The organism is Streptomyces sp. NPDC015125, from assembly GCF_043080045.1.
GTDB lineage: Bacteria > Actinomycetota > Actinomycetes > Streptomycetales > Streptomycetaceae > Streptomyces.
Genome location: NZ_JBIBVF010000004.1, coordinates 328356 through 348175 on the forward strand (window position 1 = coordinate 328356; position 19820 = coordinate 348175).

The window sequence follows — 19820 nt, forward strand, 5'->3', positions numbered from 1 at the left end:
GCCACCTCCTGCGGGCCGCCGGCGGCCGGTCACTCGGTGATGGCGAAGGTCCGGCTGACGGCGCCGACCGCGCCGTCACCGGGGGTGGCCACCTCCAGGAAGTAGCGGGGGCCCGGCGGCACCTTGGGCAGCGTCACGATCGCCTCACCGGCCGGTCCGGCTTCCGCCCGGGGCACCACCAGGGCGACCCGCTGCGACCGGCCGTGGCCCGCCGCCGCGCGCAGCCAGACGTCCACCTCCTCGCCCGTGCTGTTCTTCCAGGCCACCGTGAAGCTGCCGTTCGCCTTGTAGTCGACACCGGGCCCCGGTGCGGTCACCTCGATCCGCCCCGTCGGCGGCGAGGCGAAGTCCTCGGGCTCCTCGGATTCTTCGGGGCCGGCGCCGGTCGCGGTCGCGTGGAGGGCGGAGGTGGCGGCCCGCGCGGCCGAGCCCGCATGGCCGGACAGGGCGGCCGACGGACGGCCGGCCGAGGGCCAGGTCTTGCCGGCGTCCGGGCGCGACGGCGTCAGCGAGATCACCAGCATGCATCCGACGGCGGTGGCGGCGACGGCGACGGCCAGATTGGTGGCCATCGAGGTGGCCCTGCACATCGTCTCCTCGTTTCCTCGGGGGAGTGGCGAGCCGGAACATCCCCGGCACTTTGATCATCAAAAACGACGCGCGGAGCGATCACCTGGATGGACATCCCCGGCGCGACAGCCGCCCGTCGACGGAGGAGAATCCCCCGGTGCGGGCCGAATCGACCCCTGCACCGGTGATGTCTGGAAAGTGCGGTTCAGGTAGCGTCGAACACATGAAGACCGCAACGCGTCGTGCGCTGATCGGACCGGTTCTGCTGCTGATGGCCGCACTGCTGGTGGTGGCCGCCGCACTGGCACCGGGAGCCCATGCCGCCGGCGGGCTCGACGAGGCCGCGGCAGCCCTCAAGAAGGGCCCGGTCTATGTGGATCCCCGTGCTTCGGGTCAGTTCTCCTCGGCCGAAGCGGATGCGCTGGCCAAGAAAATCAAGGACGCGAACAAGCCGGTCTTCGTCGCCGTGCTGCCACGCACCGCCGAGTACCAGCCCAGCACGCTGCTGAGGGATCTGCGCACCAAGACCGGCATCAGCGGCGTCTACGCCGTCGAACTCGGCAACGGCTTCAACGCCGGTGCCGACCCGCGGGTGATGCCGCACAGTGCGGTGCAGAACCTCGTCGGATCGGTCACGCGCTCCCACTACCCGAGCGTCAACGCCCGGCTGAACAGCTTCGTCGACACCGCGATCGCGTCGGCGCACGGCCAGGCACCCGCCTCCTGGGGCGGCTCCGGCGGCACCGGCTTCGACACCGGCACCGCGATCGGTCTCGGTGCGCTGGTGGTCGTGGGCGGTGGCGGCGCGTACGCCATCGCCCGCCGCAACCGCAGGCGGCGGGCCGAGGAGGAGCGGGCGGCGCTGGAGGACCTGCGGGTCGTCGTCGACGAGGACATCACCGCCTTCGGCGAGGAGCTGGACCGGCTCGACTTCCACCCCGGTGAGCCCGGTGCCGACGACGCGATGCGCGCGGACTACAGCCATGCGCTGGACGCGTACGAGAACGCCAAGTCGTCGATGGCGGCGGCCGGGCACCCCGGCGAGGTGCAGGCCGTGACCAAGGCCCTGGAGGACGGCCGGTTCTCGCTGGCCACCCTCGCCGCGCGACGCGAGGGCAGGCCGCTGCCCGAGCGCCGGCTGCCCTGCTTCTTCGATCCGCGCCACGGTCCGTCCGTCGCCGATGCCGCCTGGGCACCCGCGGGCGGTGCGGAGCGCACCGTGCCGGTCTGCGCCGCGGACAAGAGCCGCCTGGACGACGGCCGGGAGCCGCTGGCCCGTACGGTCCGGACCCCGAGCGGCGACCGCCCCTACTGGGACGCGGGCCCGACCTACGGCCCCTGGGCGGGTGGCTACTTCGGCGGCGGCCTGCTGCCCGGCCTCCTGGTGGGCACGCTGCTCGGCAACATGATGTGGTCGACCGACGCCTATGGCGCCGGCTTCGGCGGCCCCACGGGCGCCGAGGGCGGCGACTCCTCCGGAGCCGACTTCAACTCCGACGACTTCGGCGGAGGCTTCGGTGACGGCGGAGGCGGAGGCTTCGGCGACGGTGGCGGCTTCGGCGGCGGAGGTGACGGGGGCTTCGGCGGCGGTTTCTGAGCGTGCGGCGCCCTCCGCCCCGCCGCATCTAGACGCGCCCCGCCCGCCGCATCCGCCGGGCGCTCAGCGCTCCGTCGGGCTCACCGCCCGCTTGGCGCCGAGGAACCGCCCGTAGCGCGGTCGTGCCGCGAAGTCCGCATAGCGCCATACGACGGGTTCGCCGACCTCCCGGCACAGATGCAGGACCTGGTCGGGCCCCAGGTGCACGCCCACATGTGCGCCGTACCCCGTCGGCCGGCCGACGGCCGGCCCGGAGTCGAACAGCACCAGATCCAGCGGTTGCGGAGGGTCGGCCCGCCGTGTTGCGCGGTCGTCCGCCCAGAGCTCCGCCGAGCGCAACGGCGGTATCAGCAGGCCGAAGTGGCGCAGCACGGCATAGGCGTATCGCTGGCAGTTCGCGCCCCCGGCCAGGTCGGGGAAGGCGCCAGGGGCGCTGCCACCGGATGCATCCCCCGCCCTCACCGGGGCGTATGACGGGCATTCAGGTGTCGGCGCTCCCGGATGGCGGGCGCCCGAGTAGGTCACCTTCCGCAGGGCCTGAGGTAGCTGCCGGAACGCTACCGTGCCACGGGAGGCGGGGACTTGACGGCCGGGGTCGGACCTCACCCGCTCATGATGCCGGGGATCTCCCTCGTGCCGCACGTCCCGGTGTCGAGCAGGCTCGACGAATCGGATCCGACGTGCTCTCGACACCGCGAGGAGATCCCCGATGGAACGCCGCTTTCGCAAGGCAGCTCTCTGGGGCGCGACCGTCGCCGCCGTCATGGCGGCCACCGGCCCGCTCGGCCCGGCGCATGCGGTGCCGCGGCCCGACCCGTCGCCCCAGCCCTCGCCGCGCGCCATGCTCGATGCGATGCGCCGGGACCTCGGGCTGACGGCACAGCAGGTGCGCACCCGGCTCGCACAGGAGGCCGGTGCACACCGCGCCGCGGCCACCGTGCGCCAGGCGCTCGCCGCACCGCCCGCCGGGATGTGGTTCGACAAGACGACCGGCTCGCTCGTGGTCGCGGTCACCGGCGCCGCCGATGCGCAGCGGGTACGTGCCGCCGGGGCGGTGCCCAAAACGGTGCCGCACAGCCGCGCCGCGCTCACCGCACTGGTGCGGCAGATCAGCCGGAAGGCCGACAAGGGCGTACCGGGCGTCACCGGGTGGGGCGTGGACGAGCGCGCCAACGGCGTCGTGATCCGTATCGACCGCACCAGGCGTACCGCCCGTACCGATGCCTTCGAGAAGGCCGTCCGCGGTCTCGGGGCGCGCGCGAAGATCCCCGTCACCGTCGAACGCGGGGACCGGAGGCCACGTCAGCAGGGCGGCTCTGTGGTGGGCGGCGAGCGGTGGATGCCCGGCAGCGAGGGCATCTGCTCGATCGGCTTCTCGGTGACCGGTCCGGACGGCTTCCAGGGATTTCTGACCGCCGGTCACTGCACCCTCACCGCCGACCAGGCCGCGTACGGCAAGGACGGCACCCGCATGGGGACCTCCAACGAGGGCGGCAGACGCAGCGTCAACGACCGCGAGGGCGACTTCGGGCTGGTGGGGGTCGACCAGCCGGGCTGGATCGTCAGCTCGTACGTGGCGGGCCAGGGCGGTACGCCGGTCACCGTCACCGGCTCCCAGGAGGGCCTGGTGGGCATGTCGATCTGCCGCTCCGGGCAGAGCAGCGGCTGGCACTGCGGGGAGATCACCCGGGTCGACCAGACCGTGGACTACGGCAACACGGTCATCGAGGGCCTCTCGTTCACCAACGCCTGCTCGGCGCCCGGCGATTCGGGCGGCTCGTACGTCACCCAGCCCAACGCCCCGATGGCGATCGGCATGCACTCCGGCGGCGGCGCCGCCACCTGCGGCAACTTCGGCGGTGCCACCGTCACCATCTTCCAGCCGGTCGGGGAGCCGCTGGCCAAGTGGAACCTGAGGCTGAAGACGGGCAGCCCCTGACGGCCGGTGCCCGACGCGGTCGGCATCCCCCGGACCCCGGCGCCTACGATGAGGAGCCGGTGGCCATGAGGCCCGGGTGCGCCCGCGCGGCGGACCGGCAGGTACGGGTACGGGGATGGGAGAGATCGTGGTGGGAGCGGCACGGGCGTCGGACACGGAAACCGGTACGGACGCGGAGACCGGTACGGACGCGGAGACCGGTACGGACGCGGAGACCGGTGCGGACACCGAAACCGGCAGCGACGCGGAGACCGGCAGCGATGCCGAAACCGGTACGGACGCGGCGGTGCCGTTCGCCGTCCCGGTCACCGTGCGCGGCTACGAAACGGACACCCAGGGCCATCTCAACCAGAGCGTCTATCTGCAGTACGCCGAGCACGCCCGCTGGTCGCTGCTGCAGGCGAGCGGCATCCGCCAGAGCACGATGGTGGAGCGGCGGGTCGGCCCGGTGACCGTCGAGACCACCATCCGCTATCGGCGCGAGCTACGGGCCGGTGACGAGGTCGAGGTGAGCTGCGCCTTCGTCTGGGGCGAGGGCAAGACCTTCCGGATCGAGCAGACCGTCCGCACGACGGACGGGACGGTGGCCGCCGAGGTGAGCGCCGTCTGCGGGCTGCTCGACCTCACCGAGCGCAAGCTGCTCAAGGACCCGCGAGCGGCCTTCCGTGACCTGGCCGACGACCCCTCGCTGCTCGGTCTCGCAGACGCCTGACGAGCCCTGACGAGCCCTGACGAGCTCCGTCGGGCTGATCCGGGGTGCTCCGGGCCGATCCGGGGTGCTCCGGGGGCCGCCGCGGTCCGCGAAGTGCGGCACCTTGCCCCGGGTAATCTGGGCGTGTGGACATGCTGCACTTGCGCTACTTCGTGGCGGTCGCCGAAGAGTTGAATTTCTCCCAGGCGGCACGCAAGCTGCATATGGCGGCCTCTCCTCTGAGTCAGCGGATCAAGGATCTCGAACGTGAGCTGCACCAGACGCTCTTCGACCGCACCACCCATCACGTCGAGCTGACGCCCGCCGGTGCCGCGTTGCTGCCGATGGCGCGCGAGGTGCTCGAACGCGTCAACTCCATCCCCTGGCGGCTGCGTGAGGCGGTCCGTCCGCAGCGCACCACCCTGCTCATCGGAATGCCCTCGGGGGTGCACCCCGGGTCCGGGAGCTGGAGGACGCCTGCGGGGAGACCTACGAACTCAAGCGCTGGCCCGGCCGCTCCACCAGCCTCGCCGAGGCGGTCCGCGACGGCCGGCTGGCTCTCGCACTTGCCCGGCTGCCGGTCGCGGACCCCGCGCTCGGCATCATCGAGGTCATGCGGGAGCGGCTCGGGGCCGCGGTTCCCGCCGACCGGTTCGAGGGCCGGGACTCGGTCACCCTGGACGAGCTGAAGCAATTCCCCTATGTGGCCACCGCCCCCGAGTCCATGCCCGCATATTTCGATGAAATCGATGCCCGGCTGAATTCCGCGGGGCTGAAGAAAAGAATTCGCATCAATAGTTCCGATTATGCGGGGACCTCGGAACTGGTTTCCGGCGGCCTTGCGTTCTCGATGACGATGCTTTCCCCGGAAAGCCCGATGCATCTTTACCGGCTGGACAATGTGAAGGTGCTGCCGGTGGTGGACTTCCAGCCCGAGCTGGCCACCGGCCTGCTCTTCCATACGGACCGGGCGGAACCCGGCGGCGACCTCGAAGACCTCGTCACCGCGGCACGGCACATCTTCGCCCAGGAGCTCTTCGCCTGATCCGCGGGCACCATAACCCGACGGGAAGGGTATGACCGCTGTGGTCATACCCTTCTTCGTTTCTTGATCGTTCTCATCCTGCGGTATCTCGCCTAACGTCGAAAGCAGAAACATTCGCAGTACAGCTACTTCCGCAGGAGCGACAATGGACGCCACGACCGAAAGCGCCAACGGCCCGCTGGACGGCGTACGGGTGATCGATCTGTCCACGGTGGTGATGGGTCCCTATGCCGCCCAGATCCTCGGGGACCTCGGCGCCGACGTCATCAAGATCGAGTCGCCGTCGGACACCGTACGGTCGGGCCGGTACCGGACCACGCCCGGGATGACACCGCTCAACCTGAACGTCAACCGCAACAAGCGCAGCGTCTCCCTGAACCTCAAGGAGGAAGCCGACCGCGAGCGCGCCCTGGCGCTCATCGGCACGGCCGACGTGCTGATCACCAATATGCGCCCGGGCGCCCTGGCCCGGCTCGGCCTGACCTACGCCGACCTCGCCGAGCGCCACCCCGGCCTGGTCTACGCCCACGCCCAGGGCTTTCGCAGCGACTCCGACCGGGCCGGGCACGCCGCCTACGACGAAACGGTGCAGGCGTCCTCCGGGCTGGTGGACGTGGCCCACCGTGCGCTGGGCCGGCCCGTCTACCTGCCGACGATCATCGGTGACAAGGTCGCCGCGCTGACCATCGTCTACGCGGTGCTCGCCGCGCTGGTGCACCGCGACCGCGCAGGGCGCGGCCAGCACATCGAAGTCCCCATGACGGACACCCTCCTCGCCTTCAATCTCGTCGAGCATCTGTCCGGCCACGTCTACGAGCCTGCGGAGGGCTCCACCGGCTTCCCGCTGTCGATGAAGCGCGGCCACCGGGCCGTGCCCACGGCCGACGGGCTCGCCTGCATCGTGCCGTACTCCCCGCAGAACTTCCGTGACTTCTTCGCCGCCGCCGGCCGCCCCGACCTCGCCGAGGACCCCCGGGTGGCGGGCCCGGCCATCGAGGACGCCGATGTCGACCCGCTCATGGAACTGGTGGCCCGCTGCGCCCCGGGCCTGACCACCGAGGAGTGGGAGGAGATCTGTGCCAAGCACAGCATCCCCATGGCGCCCGTGCTGGAACTGGACCACGCGGCCGACGACCCGTACGTCCGCGACGGCCACCTCCTCGACCTGGTCGAGCACCCGAGCGAGGGCCCGATCCGTTCGGTCGGCATCCCCGTGCGCTACTCCGCCACACCGGGCTCGGTCCGGCGGCTCGCCCCGCTGCCCGGCCAGCACACCGACGAGGTCTTCGACGAGCTCGCCGCGAACCGGAGCTGACGGAGCGTCACATCGCTGCTCGCCCCGCTCCACACCCCGACCACCGAAGGACCCCGGTCATGCCCAGTACACCGGACACCACCCCTCCCCTCACCGCCGCCCCTGCCCTCACCCGTCCTGCGGACCCCACTCGTCCCGAGGGCCCCACCCGTCCCGCGGACCCCCTTCCCGAAGTCCGCACCGAGAGGATCGGTACCTCCCTCCTCATCACCCTCGACCGGCCCCGTGCCCGGAACGCGGTCAACGCCGCCGTGGCGGCCCAACTAGCCAGTACCCTTGATGAGTTGGCGGGCGACCCCGCACTACGGGCCGGTGTCCTCACCGGCGCGGGGGGCACCTTCAGCGCCGGAATGGACCTCAAGGCCGCGCTGGCCGGTGAATCGCCCGAGATCCCGGGCCGTGGCTTCGGCGGACTGACCGAGACCGTGACGGCCAAGCCGCTGATCGCCGCCGTCGAGGGCTGGGCCATGGGCGGCGGCTTCGAACTCGCCCTGGCCTGCGACCTCATCGTCGCCGCCGACGATGCCCGGTTCGGTCTGCCGGAGGTCAAGCGCGGCCTCATCGCGGCTGGCGGCGGGGCGATCCGGCTGCCGAAGCGGATTCCCTACCACCTGGCCATGGAACTGCTGCTGACCGGAGAGCCGGTCTCCGGCGAGCGGGCCGGGCTGCTCGGTATCGCCAACCGGGTCGTACCGGCCGGTGAAGCGGTCACCACCGCACTGGAGCTGGCCGCACGGCTCGCGGCGAACGCCCCGCTCGCCCTCGCCGCCGTGAAGAAGATCGCCCACGCCGCCGACGGTGTGCCCGAGCCGGCCGCCTTCGCCGCCCAGCGCGACGAGCTGGCCGCCCTCGCCGCATCGGCCGACGTACGGGAAGGCATGACGGCCTTCGCCGAGCGCCGCGCCCCCGTGTGGCAGGGAAAGTAGGAGGAGTACCCATGAAGCAGAGCGATGTCCTCCGGCACCATGCCACCCCGCTGATCAACCCGGCCTATCCACCCGTCATCCCCCGCTTCACCCACCGCGAGTACCTCAACATCGTCTACCGCACCGACTACGACGCGCTGCGCGCGGTGGTACCCGAGCCGTTGGAGATCGACGAGCCGCTGGTCCGCTTCGAGGTGATGCGGATGGGCGATGTCACCGGGTACGGGCCGTACACCGAATCCGGCCAGGCCATCCCGGTCCGCCACGAAGGCGAGCGGGGCGAGTACCTGCACGCCATGTACCTCGACAACTTCGCGGCCACGGTCTCCGGGCGCGAGGCCAGCGCCTACCCCAAGACCATTGGATCGCCCGCCCTCTCTGTGGACCACGGCGCGCTCGTCGGCGTCCTCGACTACGGCACGATCCGGGTGGCGACCGCCACCATGGGCTACAAGCACCACGAGCTGGACCCCGATGAGGCGGCCGCACAGATCACCGTGCCCACCTTCATGCTCAAGCTGGTCCCGGGCTACGACGGAACGCCGCAGGTGGCCCAGTTGGTCCGCACCGAGATCAGCGAGGTGGTGGTCAAGGGCGCCTGGACCGGCCCCGCCCGGCTGCAGCTGCAGGCGCATGCGCTGGCCCCGCTGGCCGATCTCCCGGTCCGCGAGATCGTCTCGGCGAGCCACCTCCTCACCGACCTCACCCTGGCGCCGGTCGAGCCGGTGCACGACTACCTCGCGCGCTGAAGCCGCACACCGAAGGAAACATCTGCCATGAGTACCACCCACCCCACCGCGGACACCGTGGCCGTGATCGGCGCCGGGACCATCGGACTCTCCTGGGCCGCCCTGTTCGCCGCGCACGGACTGCAGGTGCGGGTCACCGATCCGCGCCCCGACCTCGCCGAAGCCGTCGATGCGGCGCTGGCCGAGGCCGCCCCGCAGCTGGCCCGGCGGGGCCTGGACACGGCCGGCCTCGCCGACCGGGTTCACCTGGCCGGCGATGTCACCGAGGCCGTCCGGCACGCCGATGTGGTCCAGGAGAACGGCCCGGAGAACACCGCCGTCAAGCGCGAGCTCTTCGCGCAACTGGTCCGTGAAGCCCCGCCCCACGCAGTCCTGTTGAGCTCCTCCTCGGCCATCCCCGCCACCGCGTTCACCGACGGGCTCGACGACGCCGGGCGCATCCTGATCGGCCATCCGTTCAATCCGCCGCACCTCGTGCCGCTGGTGGAGGTGGTGCCCGGCCGGCGCACCCACGAGGACGTGGTCACCCGGGCGGTGGAGTTCTACCGCTCGGTCGGCCGGGTCCCGGTGGTGGAGCGCAAGGAGATACCCGGCTTTGTCGGCAACCGCCTGCAGAACGCGCTCAGCCGCGAGGCGATCCACCTGGTGGAACAGGGCGTGGTCGGCCCGTCCGAGCTCGACGCGATCGTGGTGAACTCGCTCGGTCTGCGCTGGTCGACGGTGGGCCCCTTCCTCGGCGCCCATCTGGGCGGCGGCCCCGGTGGCTACCGGCACATGGCCGAGCACCTCGGCCCCTCGATGCAGCAGCTGTGGGACTCCCTCGGCCGCCCCGAGCACAGCCCCGAACGGACCGAGCGGCTCATCAGGGCCGTGGAGGACGCGTACGGCTCCCGCTCGTACCGCGACCTCGGCCAGGAGCGCGACCGCAAGCAGCTCGCGGTCCTCGGCGCCCTGGAGAACGCCACCGCCCACGAGCAGAACGAGGAGACCCGGTCATGACCGCCACCCCCGCCGACACCGACCCGACCGCCACCCACCCCGAGACCGCGCTGACCGAGGGCCTCACCGCCGACTTCTACGGCTACGAGAACCTGCTGCCCGACGACGAGCGCAAACTCCTCCTCCAGGCCCGCGACTTTATGCGTACCGAGGTGAAGCCGCTGGTCAACGATGCCTGGGCCAAGGGGGAGTTCCCTCGCGAACTGATCGACAGGTTCCGCGGGCTGGGCCTGGCCGGCGTCCCGTACGAGGGGTACGGCGACCCGCTGCCCGCCGGGAGCAACCTGCTGGTCGGCATGCTCGCGATGGAGTACACCCGCACCGATGCCTCGTCCGCGACCTTCTTCGGCGTCCACAACGGACTGGCCATGTACAGCATCTACCGCGGCGGCGACCAGGAACAGCGCGACCGCTGGCTGCCGGCCATGGCCGCCCTCGACGCGATCGGCGCCTTCGCCATGACCGAGCCCCTCGGCGGCTCCGATGTGGCGGGCGGTATGCGCACCACCGCCCGGCGGGCCGGCGACCACTGGATCCTCAACGGCGCCAAGCGCTGGATCGGCAACGGCACCTTCGCCGACCTGGTCATCGTCTGGGCCCGCGACGAGGCCGACAACAAGGTCAAGGGCTTCGTGGTGGAGCGGGGCACTCCCGGCTTCTCGGCCGCCAGGATCGAGAACAAGACCGCCTTCCGTATCGTCGAGAACGCCGACCTCACCCTGACCGACGTCCACGTCCCGGAGGCCAACCGCCTCCAGCGGGTCGACTCCTTCCGCGATGTCGCGGAGATCCTGCGCGCCACCCGCAGCGGCGTCGCCTGGCAGGCCCTCGGCGTCATGATCGGCGCCTATGAGCTCGCGCTCGCCTACGCCAAGGAGCGCCGGCAGTTCGGCCGCCCGATCGCCCGCTTCCAACTGGTGCAGGACCTCCTCGTCAAGAGCCTCGGAAACATCACCGCCTCCTGGGGGATGCTGGTCCAACTGGCCCGCCTCCAGGACGCCGGCATCTTCCGCGACGAACACTCCTCCCTGGCCAAGGCCTTCGTCACCGCCCGGATGCGCGAGGTCGTGGCCTGGAGCCGGGAGATATTCGGCGGCAACGGCATCGTCCTGGACTACGACGTCGCCCGGTTCTTCGCCGACGCCGAGGCCATCTACTCCTTCGAGGGCACCCGCGAGATGAACACCCTCATCGTGGGCAAGGCCATCACCGGCGAAAGCGCCTTCGTCTGACCGTCCCCGGCCCCGTCCCCGGCCCCGGCCCCGTCCCCGGCCCCGGCCGCGCCGCGTGGCTGCGGGCGGGGACCCCCGTGCCGCGTCCGGTGCCCCGGCACCACCGGGCGCGGCCTTCGAGCGGCTGCGCACTACCTGCCTGCCCGGCGGCCACCGTCACGGTCCGTGAGCAATCCGGAAGCGGCTCCGCGTGTCGGCCTCTCGAAAGGGTGAATCCGTGCACCCATTGTGACGCCTCGACGGCCCAGTACGAACGACGGCGATCCTACGTTTGAGGCCTTGGGGGGCCATCCACACCCGCCCAGTGAAAGGCTCCTCGATGGATACACGGATCGCACAGGTGAAGATCCACCCGGCCATAGGCATCGCCCGGGTCGGCAACAGCGACAAACAGCCCTTCGTAGGCCCGGAATCACCGGACCAGCCGCCGCTGCCGCCCGGCTCCTACAAGGACGCCTCGGGGAAGATCATCCGGCAGGCCGCCCGCTTCCGGATCTACGGCTACAACCAGGCGGGCGAGGTCGTCCGGGAGCTGACGCTGGACGATGAGGACGTCACCGAGATCAAGTGGTCGGTGCACCTGGCCAACAAGAAGGCCGCCTGGTACCAGTTCCACATCCCGCTCGACATCCCCGAGGCCACCGGACTGCCGGACAGCCAGCGGGTCCGGCGCAACGCCGACGTCAGGGGAGCGGAACGCAAGAAGCTGGTCATCGACCCCGGCCGCCAGACCGTCCGCGCCTCCCATCACGAGACCGCCACCTTCGCCGGAAAGATCATGAACCGGGCGGTCGCCCTGGGCTCGATCTCCACCCAGACCGACGGACGCCTGCTGGTCGTCGGCGGTGCCGGCACGTCGGCCTCCTACGCCACCCCCGAAAAGCCGATCTCGGGCGTCGCCAACAACGACACCTGGTACGACGACGTCTCCGACGGCCCGGTCACGGCGGAGGTCACCATCGGGGGCGCCACGAAGACCGCGACCCCGGCCTGGGCCGTGATCGCCCCGCCGCACTACGCGCCCGGTGTCAAGACCGTCCGCACCCTCTACGACCTGCTCTACGACGTGTTCGTCACCGAGCACACCCTGCCCGCCGAGCAGCAGGTGTCCTACCCCGACCACATCGAACCGATCCTGCAGCGGTTCTGCGACCTGCAGTGGGTCAACCACGGCTTCGCCACCCAGTTCGGCTGGACCGGCCCGAACCACTTCCTCGACCCGGCCATGCGCAAGCGGCTCGCCGACCCGGGCGAGGCCGGCCGGGAACTCCGCCGCCAGGTCTACGTCCACATGCGCGACTACGACCGGGACGGCACGTCCCCGCTGCCCTGGCCATGGCTCTACGGCGACGCCATGTCCGGCGGCAAGCCCACCTCCGTCCGGCAGCACATCACGCTCTCCGCCGCCCAGGACCGGATGCTGGCCCTGTGGGCCGACGGCCACTTCACCTCCGGCCCGCCCCGCAAGGGCTTCCCGGACGTGGACCAGGCGCCGCCCGCCGACCAGCCGCAGCTGCTGGACCGGGCCGCGCTGGAGAACTGCGCCGCCGACGCGTTCCACCCCGGCTGCGAGGTCACCTGGCCGATGCGGCACAAGACCATGTACTCCGAGCCGTTCCGCATCCTGCACCGCGGCCCGGAGAACCCGGAACGCGACTACGGCGATGTCCTCACCCTCCAGGACGCCCTGGGCAAGAACGGCCCGCTGTTCGCGCAGGGGCCGGGCGACCTCACCCGCTGGATGGCCGCCCCCTGGCAGTGCGACACGGCGAGCTGCCGCTCCGGCTACCAGGTGCAGTCGGGCCTCGGCCCCCGCTACAGCCCCTATCTGCCCACCTTCTGGCCCGCCCAGATGCCCAACCATGTGCTCAAGCAGTCGGACTTCGTCACCGTCAACACCCCGCCGACCGGCTCCGACGACAGTGCCAGGGAGAAGGCCTTCGAGAACCGCGCGGTGTGGCTGCGCGGTCTGAAGGGCACCAACTTCAACATCCAGCGCCGGCAGATGATCGACGACTGGTTCACGTTCGGCATCGTCGAGCCGCACGAATACACCGTGGGCGACGCGAAGTTCCCCCGGTACCTCCAGGTGGAGTCCGAGCCCGGCTATCCGCCGGCCGCCGACCACGCCAACCTCATCAATATCCAGGTACCCGAGGCGGGCGTGCCCCAACGAGCCGGCGCGGCCGGTGCCTGGACCGGGGAGATCCCGGCCGAGACCGTCGAGTCCATGCTCGTGGACCAGGCGGTCCAGGAGATCAAGGAGGCGACCGGCCGGGACGAGGAGGCGATCGCCGCCGGGTATCTGGAGAAGCTCGACCCCTTCCACGGCGCCCAGTGAGCCCCGTACCGGGCTATGACGTCGTGGTCGCGGGCGGCGGCCCGGCCGGCTGCGCAGCCGCGCTCGCCCTCGTACGGGCCGGGCGCAGCGTCCTGCTGGCCGACGCGGGCACCGGCCCGCCCAAGGCCGGTGAGGCACTGGTGTCCGTGGGACGGCTGCTCCTGGCCGACCTCGGCATCGAGGAGCCGGTCCTCGGCAGCGGCCATCTGCCCTGCCACGGCAACCTGTCCGCCTGGGGCTCGGCCGAACTGCACGCCGTGGACTCCATCGACGACCCGTACGGCCACGGCTGGCACCTCGACCGGCCGCTCTTCGACCGCCGGCTGCGCGAGGCCGCCCGCGCGGGGGGTGCCGAGGTCGCCGAGCACACCGGCGTCCGGTGCCCCTCCCGGCAGCCGGACGGCACCTGGCGGCTCGCCCTGCGCGACCGCGCAGCCGGCCGGGAGCGGACGGTCCGCTGCCGCTGGGTGGTGGACGCCACCGGACGGGGTGCGGCGATCGCCGTCCGCTCCGGTGCCCGGCGGCGCACCGGGGACCGGCTCACCGCCTTCCACCTCACCCTCGACCCGGCCCCGCAGGCCACCGCCGACGGCCGTTCGCTGGTCGAGTCCGACCAGGACGGCTGGTGGTACACCGCCCTGCTGCCCTCCCGGCACCGGATGGTCGCCTACTTCACCGACCCCGACCTGCCCGCCGCCGCGCGCGGCGCCGAGCGGTTCCACGACCGCCTGCTGGCCACCCGGCACATCTCCCGCCGGGTCCGCCCGCACGGCCTCACCGTCCTGCAGCCACCCCGCCGCGCCCCCGCGCACAGCGCACATCTGGACCGGGTGCACGGCGAGGGCTGGACGGCCGCCGGAGATGCGGCGGCCGCCTTCGACCCGCTCAGCTCCCAGGGCATCCTCACCGCCCTCTACACCGGGCTGAGCGCGGGCCAGGCGGTCCACGCCCGGCTGCACGGCGACCCGGTGGCGCTGCCCGACTACGCGGCGAAGGTCGCCACGGCCCGCGCCGCCTACCAGCACGGCCACCAGGCCGTGCACGCCCAGGAAACCCGCTGGGCCGACCGCCCCTTCTGGGCCCGGCGCCAGCGGCACACCCGACCGAACCCCCACCCGACGAAAGGCGAGACCCCGACATGAACCCCACCCCCGGCCCCGACCACGCCGGACACGAGCACATCCACCGCTTCCTGCTGCTGGGCAAGAAGAAGCTGTTCTTCTACCACCTGGCGCTGTACAACCCCCAGTCCGGCCACAACTACCAGGCGGTCTTCACCTTCACCCTCAAGGACAACGGTGAGCTGCGGGACATGTACCTGAAGGACCGGGCGCAGCACGAGAACGAGCGGGTCTTCTACTCCCTGCGCTGTCCGCACCACTTCGAGCTGCCGGAGCTGCAGCAGGGCAAGGAGTTCCGCGTCCATCTGGAGCGGGTCGTCGTGAAGCCGGACGGCAGCCGCGACTTCCAGCAGCTGACGACCACCGAGACCCCGGTGGAGTGCAAGAGGGAGGACGTCCTCTCCTTCCGCAAGCTCGGACAGCTGCCCTACCCCGAGTACCTCACCTACCTGATCTTCGGCGAAGGCGACGAGATCCACCTCGCCCACCAGCTCGCGGAACGCCCGAACTGGGACGAGGCCGTCACCATCAGCACGGCGAAGCCCATCGACCCGGCGACGCTCAAGAAGGTCCCGACCCTGGTCATCGACTCGATCCAGGACGCGCACGACAAGCTGATCGAGAGCCCGCTGAAGAAGGGCCAGCAGTACCAGGGCAAGATCGACACCATCGGCACGACGGTCGACTTCACCGTCGGCCGCCAGGCCTGGTGGAACCACACCAGCCTCAACAGCTGACCTGCCGCAGCACACGTTGGTTCCCCGGCCCGGGCCGCGACACCGTCGCGACCCGGGCCGTTGGGGGAGGGGCGGGGCCTTAGGGGGCGCAGCGCCCGGAAGAGACGTGCTGGAACGGGGAGTCGAGGATGGGCGCAGCGTTTCGGTCGGCTTGTGGAGCGTGCCGGTCAGCACGGAGCACAGGGGGCGGGGCGGCCCGCGCTGGGCTACCGGGTCGTGGGTGATGACGCCGCTCATGACCTTCGCGATGACGCCCGCCATCCCCGCCGGGGCCCTCTCCGCTTCCGCCCAACCATCCTGCCGTTACACGGCAGGGATGTGCTGTTCTTGAAAACGCCCGCGGCATCGGTCTCGCCCGGCGTGCCCTCACCACCTTGGCCGCCTGGGCGCTGGACGAGGCCGGCTTCCACCGTCTCGAACTGGCGCACTCGGTCGGCAACGAGGCCTCCTGCCGGGTGGCCACCAAGACCGGCTTCGTACTCGAGGGCGCCCGACGCGGCGCGCATCGGCAACTGGACAGCCGGCACGACATGCACCTCCACGCCCGTGTCCAGGGTGACGGCTGAGCTGCTGTCCGGCGCTGCGGTCTCGTCACCTCAACCGCAGTTGCCGTACCAAAGGCTGTCCCGTAAGTGATCTCCGGTGGCCGGTCGGCCGGTTTGAGCGATGTGGTGGGACAGGTGTGGGCCTGTCATCACATCCGGTCGTGATCGGTGGGGCACTCGCAGAGGTGCCCCGCGCCAGTCTGTGTACCCACACGGGTACACGACACGAGTCTTCGTTGCCGCAATGAGCCATTTCCAACGTGCGTTGGGTCAGCTCGTCTTCTGCTCCGGCGGCCCATCCGTGCCGTACAGCTTCGCCGAGGCGTCCACATGGGCCAGCCTGCGCAGCGCGCTGAACACCGCCTCACCCAGTACGGTTCCGATCACCACACTCTCCACCATGTCCTCGACCGACACCCGCCGGTCCACGTACACGAGGTCGGCTCCGGCGACCTGCTCGGCGGCGTCGGCGTAGTCGTCGAGTACCTCGACGAATGCCCCGTGCCCCAACCGGGCCATGGAGGCAAGGGCCTTGGACAGGTCGGCCACGGCGGGGTCCGACTCGTGCGTCCGCCAGCCACGTCGGGAGATGAGGTCGGTGACGACGGCATGCGCGGCCGCCGACTCGGTGTCGTCGTACTCACTGCTTGCCTTGCCGAGGCGGTCCGCGGCGGCACCGAGCACTTTGTGCAGCGGACGCGCCGGATCGTCGATGGCGGTCAGTACGTCCGCGATTTCGGCCACCTTCATGCCGCCCACATCGAGCAGGGCGCGGATGAGCCGCAGCCGGCGCTCGTGAGCCTCGCCGTAGGTCGCTTGATTCGGACTGGTCAGCTCACCCGGAGGCAACAGCCCTTCACGGACGTAGTACTTGATCGTTGGCACCGACACTCCGGTTGTTCGGCTCAACTCTGCGATTCGCACTGCCGGTTCACTCCTTGACCTTCGCCCTGCTCACCGCGCCCGCCCTTGCCGGCTTCGCCTCCATCATAGATAGTTGGGCTATCAGATAGCAGATAGTGCTGCTATCCATTAGGGGGTTGTCCATGTCTTCGTTACTTCCGTCTTCGTGCTCTGTGCCGTCGTGGTGGCCTTCGGCTCCATGGCGGTCGTGGCATCGGCCGCTGGTGCTGTTCTCGGCGGCAATGGCGGTGATGGCGGTCGCATCGGCCGTGGGGCTCGTCGCCGACGACCGCGTGCTGGTGGGCGCGCCGATCTGGTTCAAGCCGTTCAAGTTCTCGGTCTCCTTCGTGGCGTACTGCCTCTCCCTGGCCTGGATGCTTTCGCTTCTCCCCCGAGGTCGACGCGTGGGCTGGTGGGCGGGGACGGTCGTCGCGCTGGCCGGCCTCGTCGAGATGGTGATCATCGCCGGGCAGGCGATGCGCGGGAAGCGCAGCCACTTCAACCACGAAACGCCCTTCGACGAGGCGCTGTTCAATGCGATGGCCGTCACGGTCGTCATCCTGTGGCTCGGCACGCTCGCCGTTGCCGTGCTGTTGCTCCGCGCCCGCATCGCCGACCGTGCGTCGGCCTGGGCGATGCGCTCGGGCATCGTCCTGGCGCTGGCCGGGGCTGCCGTCGGATTCCTGATGACACAGCCCGCGCCGGGGCAGCGGCGCGGCGTCTCCAAGGTGGTCGGCGCGCACAGCGTGGGCGTGCCGGACGGCGGTCCCTCCATGCCGCTGACCGGCTGGTCGACGACCGGTGGAGATCTGCGGATCCCGCACTTCGTCGGCATGCATGCACTGCAGCTCCTGCCGCTGCTGGTCATGGCGCTGACCGCCCTCGCACCGCGCTTCGCCCGCCTTGCCGACGGCCGGGTACGGTTGCGCCTGGTGCTGCTCGCCTCGGGCGTGTACGCCGCCGCTTTCGCTCTGGTCCTCTGGCAGGCGCTGCGGGGTCAGCCGCTGATCGGGCCGGACGGCGTGACGCTGGGGGCGGCCGGCCTGATCCTGGTGGCCGTCATTCTCGGGACGTATGGATCCCTGCGGGTTCCGACTCCCCTTACGGGCGAGACAACTGCTGAAGACGTCAGTGCCTCGAAGGAACTCGTGTCATGACCGGATTCCTCTTCGAGCTCTCCTTCTGGCTGGCCGCACCCGTCTGGCTGCTCATGATCTTCGCCCCCGCGTGGGGCCCGACCGCCCGCATCGCCCGGTCGCCGCTGACCGTGGTGCCCGTGCTGCTCGTCTATCTCGCGCTCGCCGTCCCGGTGTTCCCCGAACTCTGGACCGCTGTCAGCAGCCCGGACCTCGGCACCTTCCGCGAGCTGACGGCGCTCGCGGACGGCGCGGGAGCCATCTGGTCGCAGGTCATTGCCTGGGATCTCCTCATCGGGCAGTGGATGTACCGGGAGGCCAGACGGCTCAGGATCCCGGCCCTGCTGATGGGGCCCCTGCTCGTCTTCACGATCCTGCTGTCGCCCTTCGGGTTACTGGTGTTCCTGGGGCTGCGATCGGCGAGGGTGCGGCGTTCGACCCGCGACGACCTCGCGGTTGCCGCGTCCCGCGGAGCCACGTAGGCCGAGCATGGCCCCGCCTCGCCCGCCACAGACGGCTGATCAGCAGATCGAGCCCACTCCTGGCCTCGGAAAGGGCAGTGATCTCAACCTGACTGATGCGGCGGCAGTTGAGTCGGAGGCGGTGTCCATGTGCAGAAGCTCCTGGTAGACGGGTGATTGTCGAGATCAGCTGTTCAGCCAGGAGCCTCCGCGTGCTTGTCTGCCCATCGGGGATCGATCTGTCCACCTCGACCCTGCGCTCCCTCACCCGCGAGCTGGCCGCGCAGCATCGTGCACAGGGCACGCGGTGGAGGCGACTGCCCCACAGGACGCCAGGCGCTGCTGGTGCTGGCACATCTGCGCTGCGGGGAGGGGCTTGCAGGGAATTGACTTGTGGTTTCTGGGTCTTGCCCCCAGGTCAGGGCGACATCAGTGCGCATGTTGTTGTTCTGCAAGCCCTTAGCCCCGGGCCGGTACCACCAACACCTCGGTGCCGGCCGCCCGTACGTTCCGTACCTGCTCCGTCGGGAGTCCGTCGTCGACGATCAGCAGGTCGAAGTCGGTCAGTGGGGCCAGCGCGTAGAGGCCGCCCTTGGTGAACTTGGTGTGGTCGGCTACCAGGACGCGGCGGCCGGCGCTTTCCATCATGGCGCGCTTGACCTGCACGGTCTCCGGTGAGGTGTGGTAGCAGCGGCCGTTGGTGACGGCCGTGGTGGACATGAACAGCACATCGGCGCGGTAGGCCCGTACGGCCTCCGCGGTGTGCGGGCCCATGAAGGCGTCATACGCCGGGAAGTACGCGCCGCCCAGCGTGATCAGTGAGATGCCGGGCTCCTTGGCGAGGGTGGTGATGGCGGGCAGGGAGTTGGTGAGCACCGTCAGCGGGGTGTGCTCGGCCACCTGGTGGGCCAGCAGCAGGCAGGTCGTGCTGTCGTCGAGCAGCACCGACTGCCCGGGGACCAGCAGGGTGGCGGCGGCCCGTGCCAGCTGCTGCTTGGTCTGCGCCATGGTGGCCATCCGCTCCGCGACACTGCCGTGGAACTGCGCCGACGGCAGCCCCGTCGCGCCGCCGCGCACCTTGCGCAGCCAGCCCTGCGCCTGCAGGGCGTCCAGATCGCGGTGTGCGGTCATCAGGCTGATGCCGAACTGCTCGGCGAGGTCCGCGGTGCGGACGAAACCGCGGGCGATGACGGTGTCCCGCATCCGGCGGCGCCGTTCCTCCTGGGCCTCGACCCGGTCCATCGCTCCGCTCCCTTCCGGTTCGCGTGCGGCCGTACGGCGGGGTGCCGTGACCGCGCCGCACGGGCTCCGCCGCAGGCATGTGCCACGTGAATTCGCCGCGTTATGTTCGCACGGACTTCACATGGCGCGCGCGGTGCCAGCGGCGTCCACATGCGGTTCCGGTACGACACAACATGGCAGGTCGCGGCCCCGATGCGAAGATTCCGGCGGCCATTGACGCCCGTTTCCGCCCGGCGGTTCCATCGCTGCGTTCACCCCTCCTGCCCCGCCG

The 19820-nt window shown here is 70.8% G+C and carries 19 protein-coding genes and 2 pseudogenes; 17 read left to right on the forward strand and 4 right to left on the reverse strand.

All coding sequences use genetic code 11. The annotated features are described in order from the left end of the window. Positions 1–29: 29 nt before the first annotated feature. A complete protein-coding gene (locus tag ACF088_RS13605; RefSeq protein WP_392375860.1) occupies positions 30–590 on the reverse strand; it encodes a hypothetical protein in 561 nt (186 codons plus the stop codon). Between the two features lie 203 nt (positions 591–793). On the opposite strand from ACF088_RS13605, the gene ACF088_RS13610 reads away from it, so the two are divergent. Then, on the forward strand, positions 794–2167 hold the full coding sequence (locus ACF088_RS13610; RefSeq protein WP_392375861.1) for a hypothetical protein: 1374 nt from the start codon (positions 794–796) through the stop codon (positions 2165–2167). Between the two features lie 63 nt (positions 2168–2230). Here ACF088_RS13610 and ACF088_RS13615 read toward each other — a convergent pair whose 3' ends face one another. Next, positions 2231–2773, reverse strand: a complete 543-nt coding sequence (locus ACF088_RS13615; protein WP_392375862.1) for a cell wall hydrolase — start codon at positions 2771–2773, stop codon at positions 2231–2233. A gap of 103 nt (positions 2774–2876) precedes the next feature. On the opposite strand from ACF088_RS13615, the gene ACF088_RS13620 reads away from it, so the two are divergent. The 13 genes and pseudogenes from ACF088_RS13620 to ACF088_RS13680 form a co-directional block, all read left to right on the forward strand. Continuing rightward, positions 2877–4106 (forward strand): S1 family peptidase, encoded by a 1230-nt coding sequence (locus ACF088_RS13620; protein ID WP_392375864.1) that lies wholly within the window; start codon positions 2877–2879, stop codon positions 4104–4106. Positions 4107–4392: 286 nt separating this feature from the next. Beyond that, positions 4393–4818, forward strand: a complete 426-nt coding sequence (locus ACF088_RS13625; RefSeq protein WP_392376018.1) for an acyl-CoA thioesterase — start codon at positions 4393–4395, stop codon at positions 4816–4818. A 131-nt stretch (positions 4819–4949) separates the two neighbouring features. Further along, positions 4950–5486: a LysR family transcriptional regulator gene (locus ACF088_RS13630; RefSeq protein ID WP_392376019.1), complete on the forward strand. Its 537-nt coding sequence runs from the start codon at positions 4950–4952 to the stop codon at positions 5484–5486. Then, positions 5372–5842 (forward strand): LysR substrate-binding domain-containing protein, encoded by a 471-nt coding sequence (locus ACF088_RS13635; RefSeq protein ID WP_392376020.1) that lies wholly within the window; start codon positions 5372–5374, stop codon positions 5840–5842. The genes ACF088_RS13630 and ACF088_RS13635 overlap by 115 nt, the downstream gene beginning before the upstream one ends. Positions 5843–5987: 145 nt before the next feature. Further along, a complete protein-coding gene (locus ACF088_RS13640; protein WP_392375866.1) occupies positions 5988–7157 on the forward strand; it encodes a CaiB/BaiF CoA transferase family protein in 1170 nt (389 codons plus the stop codon). 59 nt (positions 7158–7216) lie between these two features. Beyond that, positions 7217–8083: a crotonase/enoyl-CoA hydratase family protein gene (locus tag ACF088_RS13645; RefSeq protein WP_392375868.1), complete on the forward strand. Its 867-nt coding sequence runs from the start codon at positions 7217–7219 to the stop codon at positions 8081–8083. An 11-nt stretch (positions 8084–8094) separates the two neighbouring features. After that, positions 8095–8832 (forward strand): acetoacetate decarboxylase, encoded by a 738-nt coding sequence (locus tag ACF088_RS13650; RefSeq protein ID WP_392375869.1) that lies wholly within the window; start codon positions 8095–8097, stop codon positions 8830–8832. 27 nt (positions 8833–8859) lie between these two features. Continuing rightward, positions 8860–9831, forward strand: coding sequence for a 3-hydroxyacyl-CoA dehydrogenase NAD-binding domain-containing protein (locus tag ACF088_RS13655; protein WP_392375870.1), 972 nt, complete (start codon positions 8860–8862; stop codon positions 9829–9831). Next, entirely contained in the window at positions 9828–11063 is a 1236-nt protein-coding gene (locus tag ACF088_RS13660) for an acyl-CoA dehydrogenase family protein (RefSeq protein WP_392375872.1), read from the forward strand. The genes ACF088_RS13655 and ACF088_RS13660 overlap by 4 nt, the downstream gene beginning before the upstream one ends. A gap of 319 nt (positions 11064–11382) precedes the next feature. Further along, on the forward strand, positions 11383–13404 hold the full coding sequence (locus tag ACF088_RS13665; protein ID WP_392375873.1) for a LodA/GoxA family CTQ-dependent oxidase: 2022 nt from the start codon (positions 11383–11385) through the stop codon (positions 13402–13404). Beyond that, positions 13401–14546, forward strand: a complete 1146-nt coding sequence (locus ACF088_RS13670; RefSeq protein WP_392375875.1) for an NAD(P)/FAD-dependent oxidoreductase — start codon at positions 13401–13403, stop codon at positions 14544–14546. The genes ACF088_RS13665 and ACF088_RS13670 overlap by 4 nt, the downstream gene beginning before the upstream one ends. Next, the gene (locus ACF088_RS13675) at positions 14543–15262 is read left to right on the forward strand and encodes a hypothetical protein (protein WP_392375876.1); all 720 of its coding nucleotides are present in this window, start codon (positions 14543–14545) and stop codon (positions 15260–15262) included. Before ACF088_RS13670 ends, ACF088_RS13675 begins: the two co-directional genes overlap by 4 nt. 323 nt (positions 15263–15585) lie before the next feature. Next, positions 15586–15828, forward strand: a pseudogene (locus ACF088_RS13680) (GNAT family N-acetyltransferase); the annotation flags it as partial. 249 nt (positions 15829–16077) lie between these two features. On the opposite strand, the gene ACF088_RS13685 reads toward ACF088_RS13680, so the two are convergent. Then, positions 16078–16731: a MerR family transcriptional regulator gene (locus ACF088_RS13685; RefSeq protein WP_392375877.1), complete on the reverse strand. Its 654-nt coding sequence runs from the start codon at positions 16729–16731 to the stop codon at positions 16078–16080. 221 nt (positions 16732–16952) lie between these two features. Between ACF088_RS13685 and ACF088_RS13690 the strand changes: the two genes are divergently transcribed. The 3 genes and pseudogenes from ACF088_RS13690 to ACF088_RS13700 all read left to right on the forward strand — a co-directional run. Beyond that, complete coding sequence (locus ACF088_RS13690; protein WP_392376021.1) at positions 16953–17867, forward strand: hypothetical protein; 915 nt, start codon at positions 16953–16955, stop codon at positions 17865–17867. Further along, on the forward strand, positions 17864–18328 hold the full coding sequence (locus ACF088_RS13695; RefSeq protein ID WP_392375878.1) for an ABA4-like family protein: 465 nt from the start codon (positions 17864–17866) through the stop codon (positions 18326–18328). Before ACF088_RS13690 ends, ACF088_RS13695 begins: the two co-directional genes overlap by 4 nt. Before the next feature lie 191 nt (positions 18329–18519). Continuing rightward, positions 18520–18688: pseudogene (locus tag ACF088_RS13700) on the forward strand (IS5/IS1182 family transposase); the annotation flags it as partial. Positions 18689–18766: 78 nt separating this feature from the next. Here the strand turns inward: ACF088_RS13700 and ACF088_RS13705 are convergent. Then, positions 18767–19549 (reverse strand): DeoR/GlpR family DNA-binding transcription regulator, encoded by a 783-nt coding sequence (locus ACF088_RS13705; protein ID WP_392375879.1) that lies wholly within the window; start codon positions 19547–19549, stop codon positions 18767–18769. Positions 19550–19820: the final 271 nt, after the last annotated feature.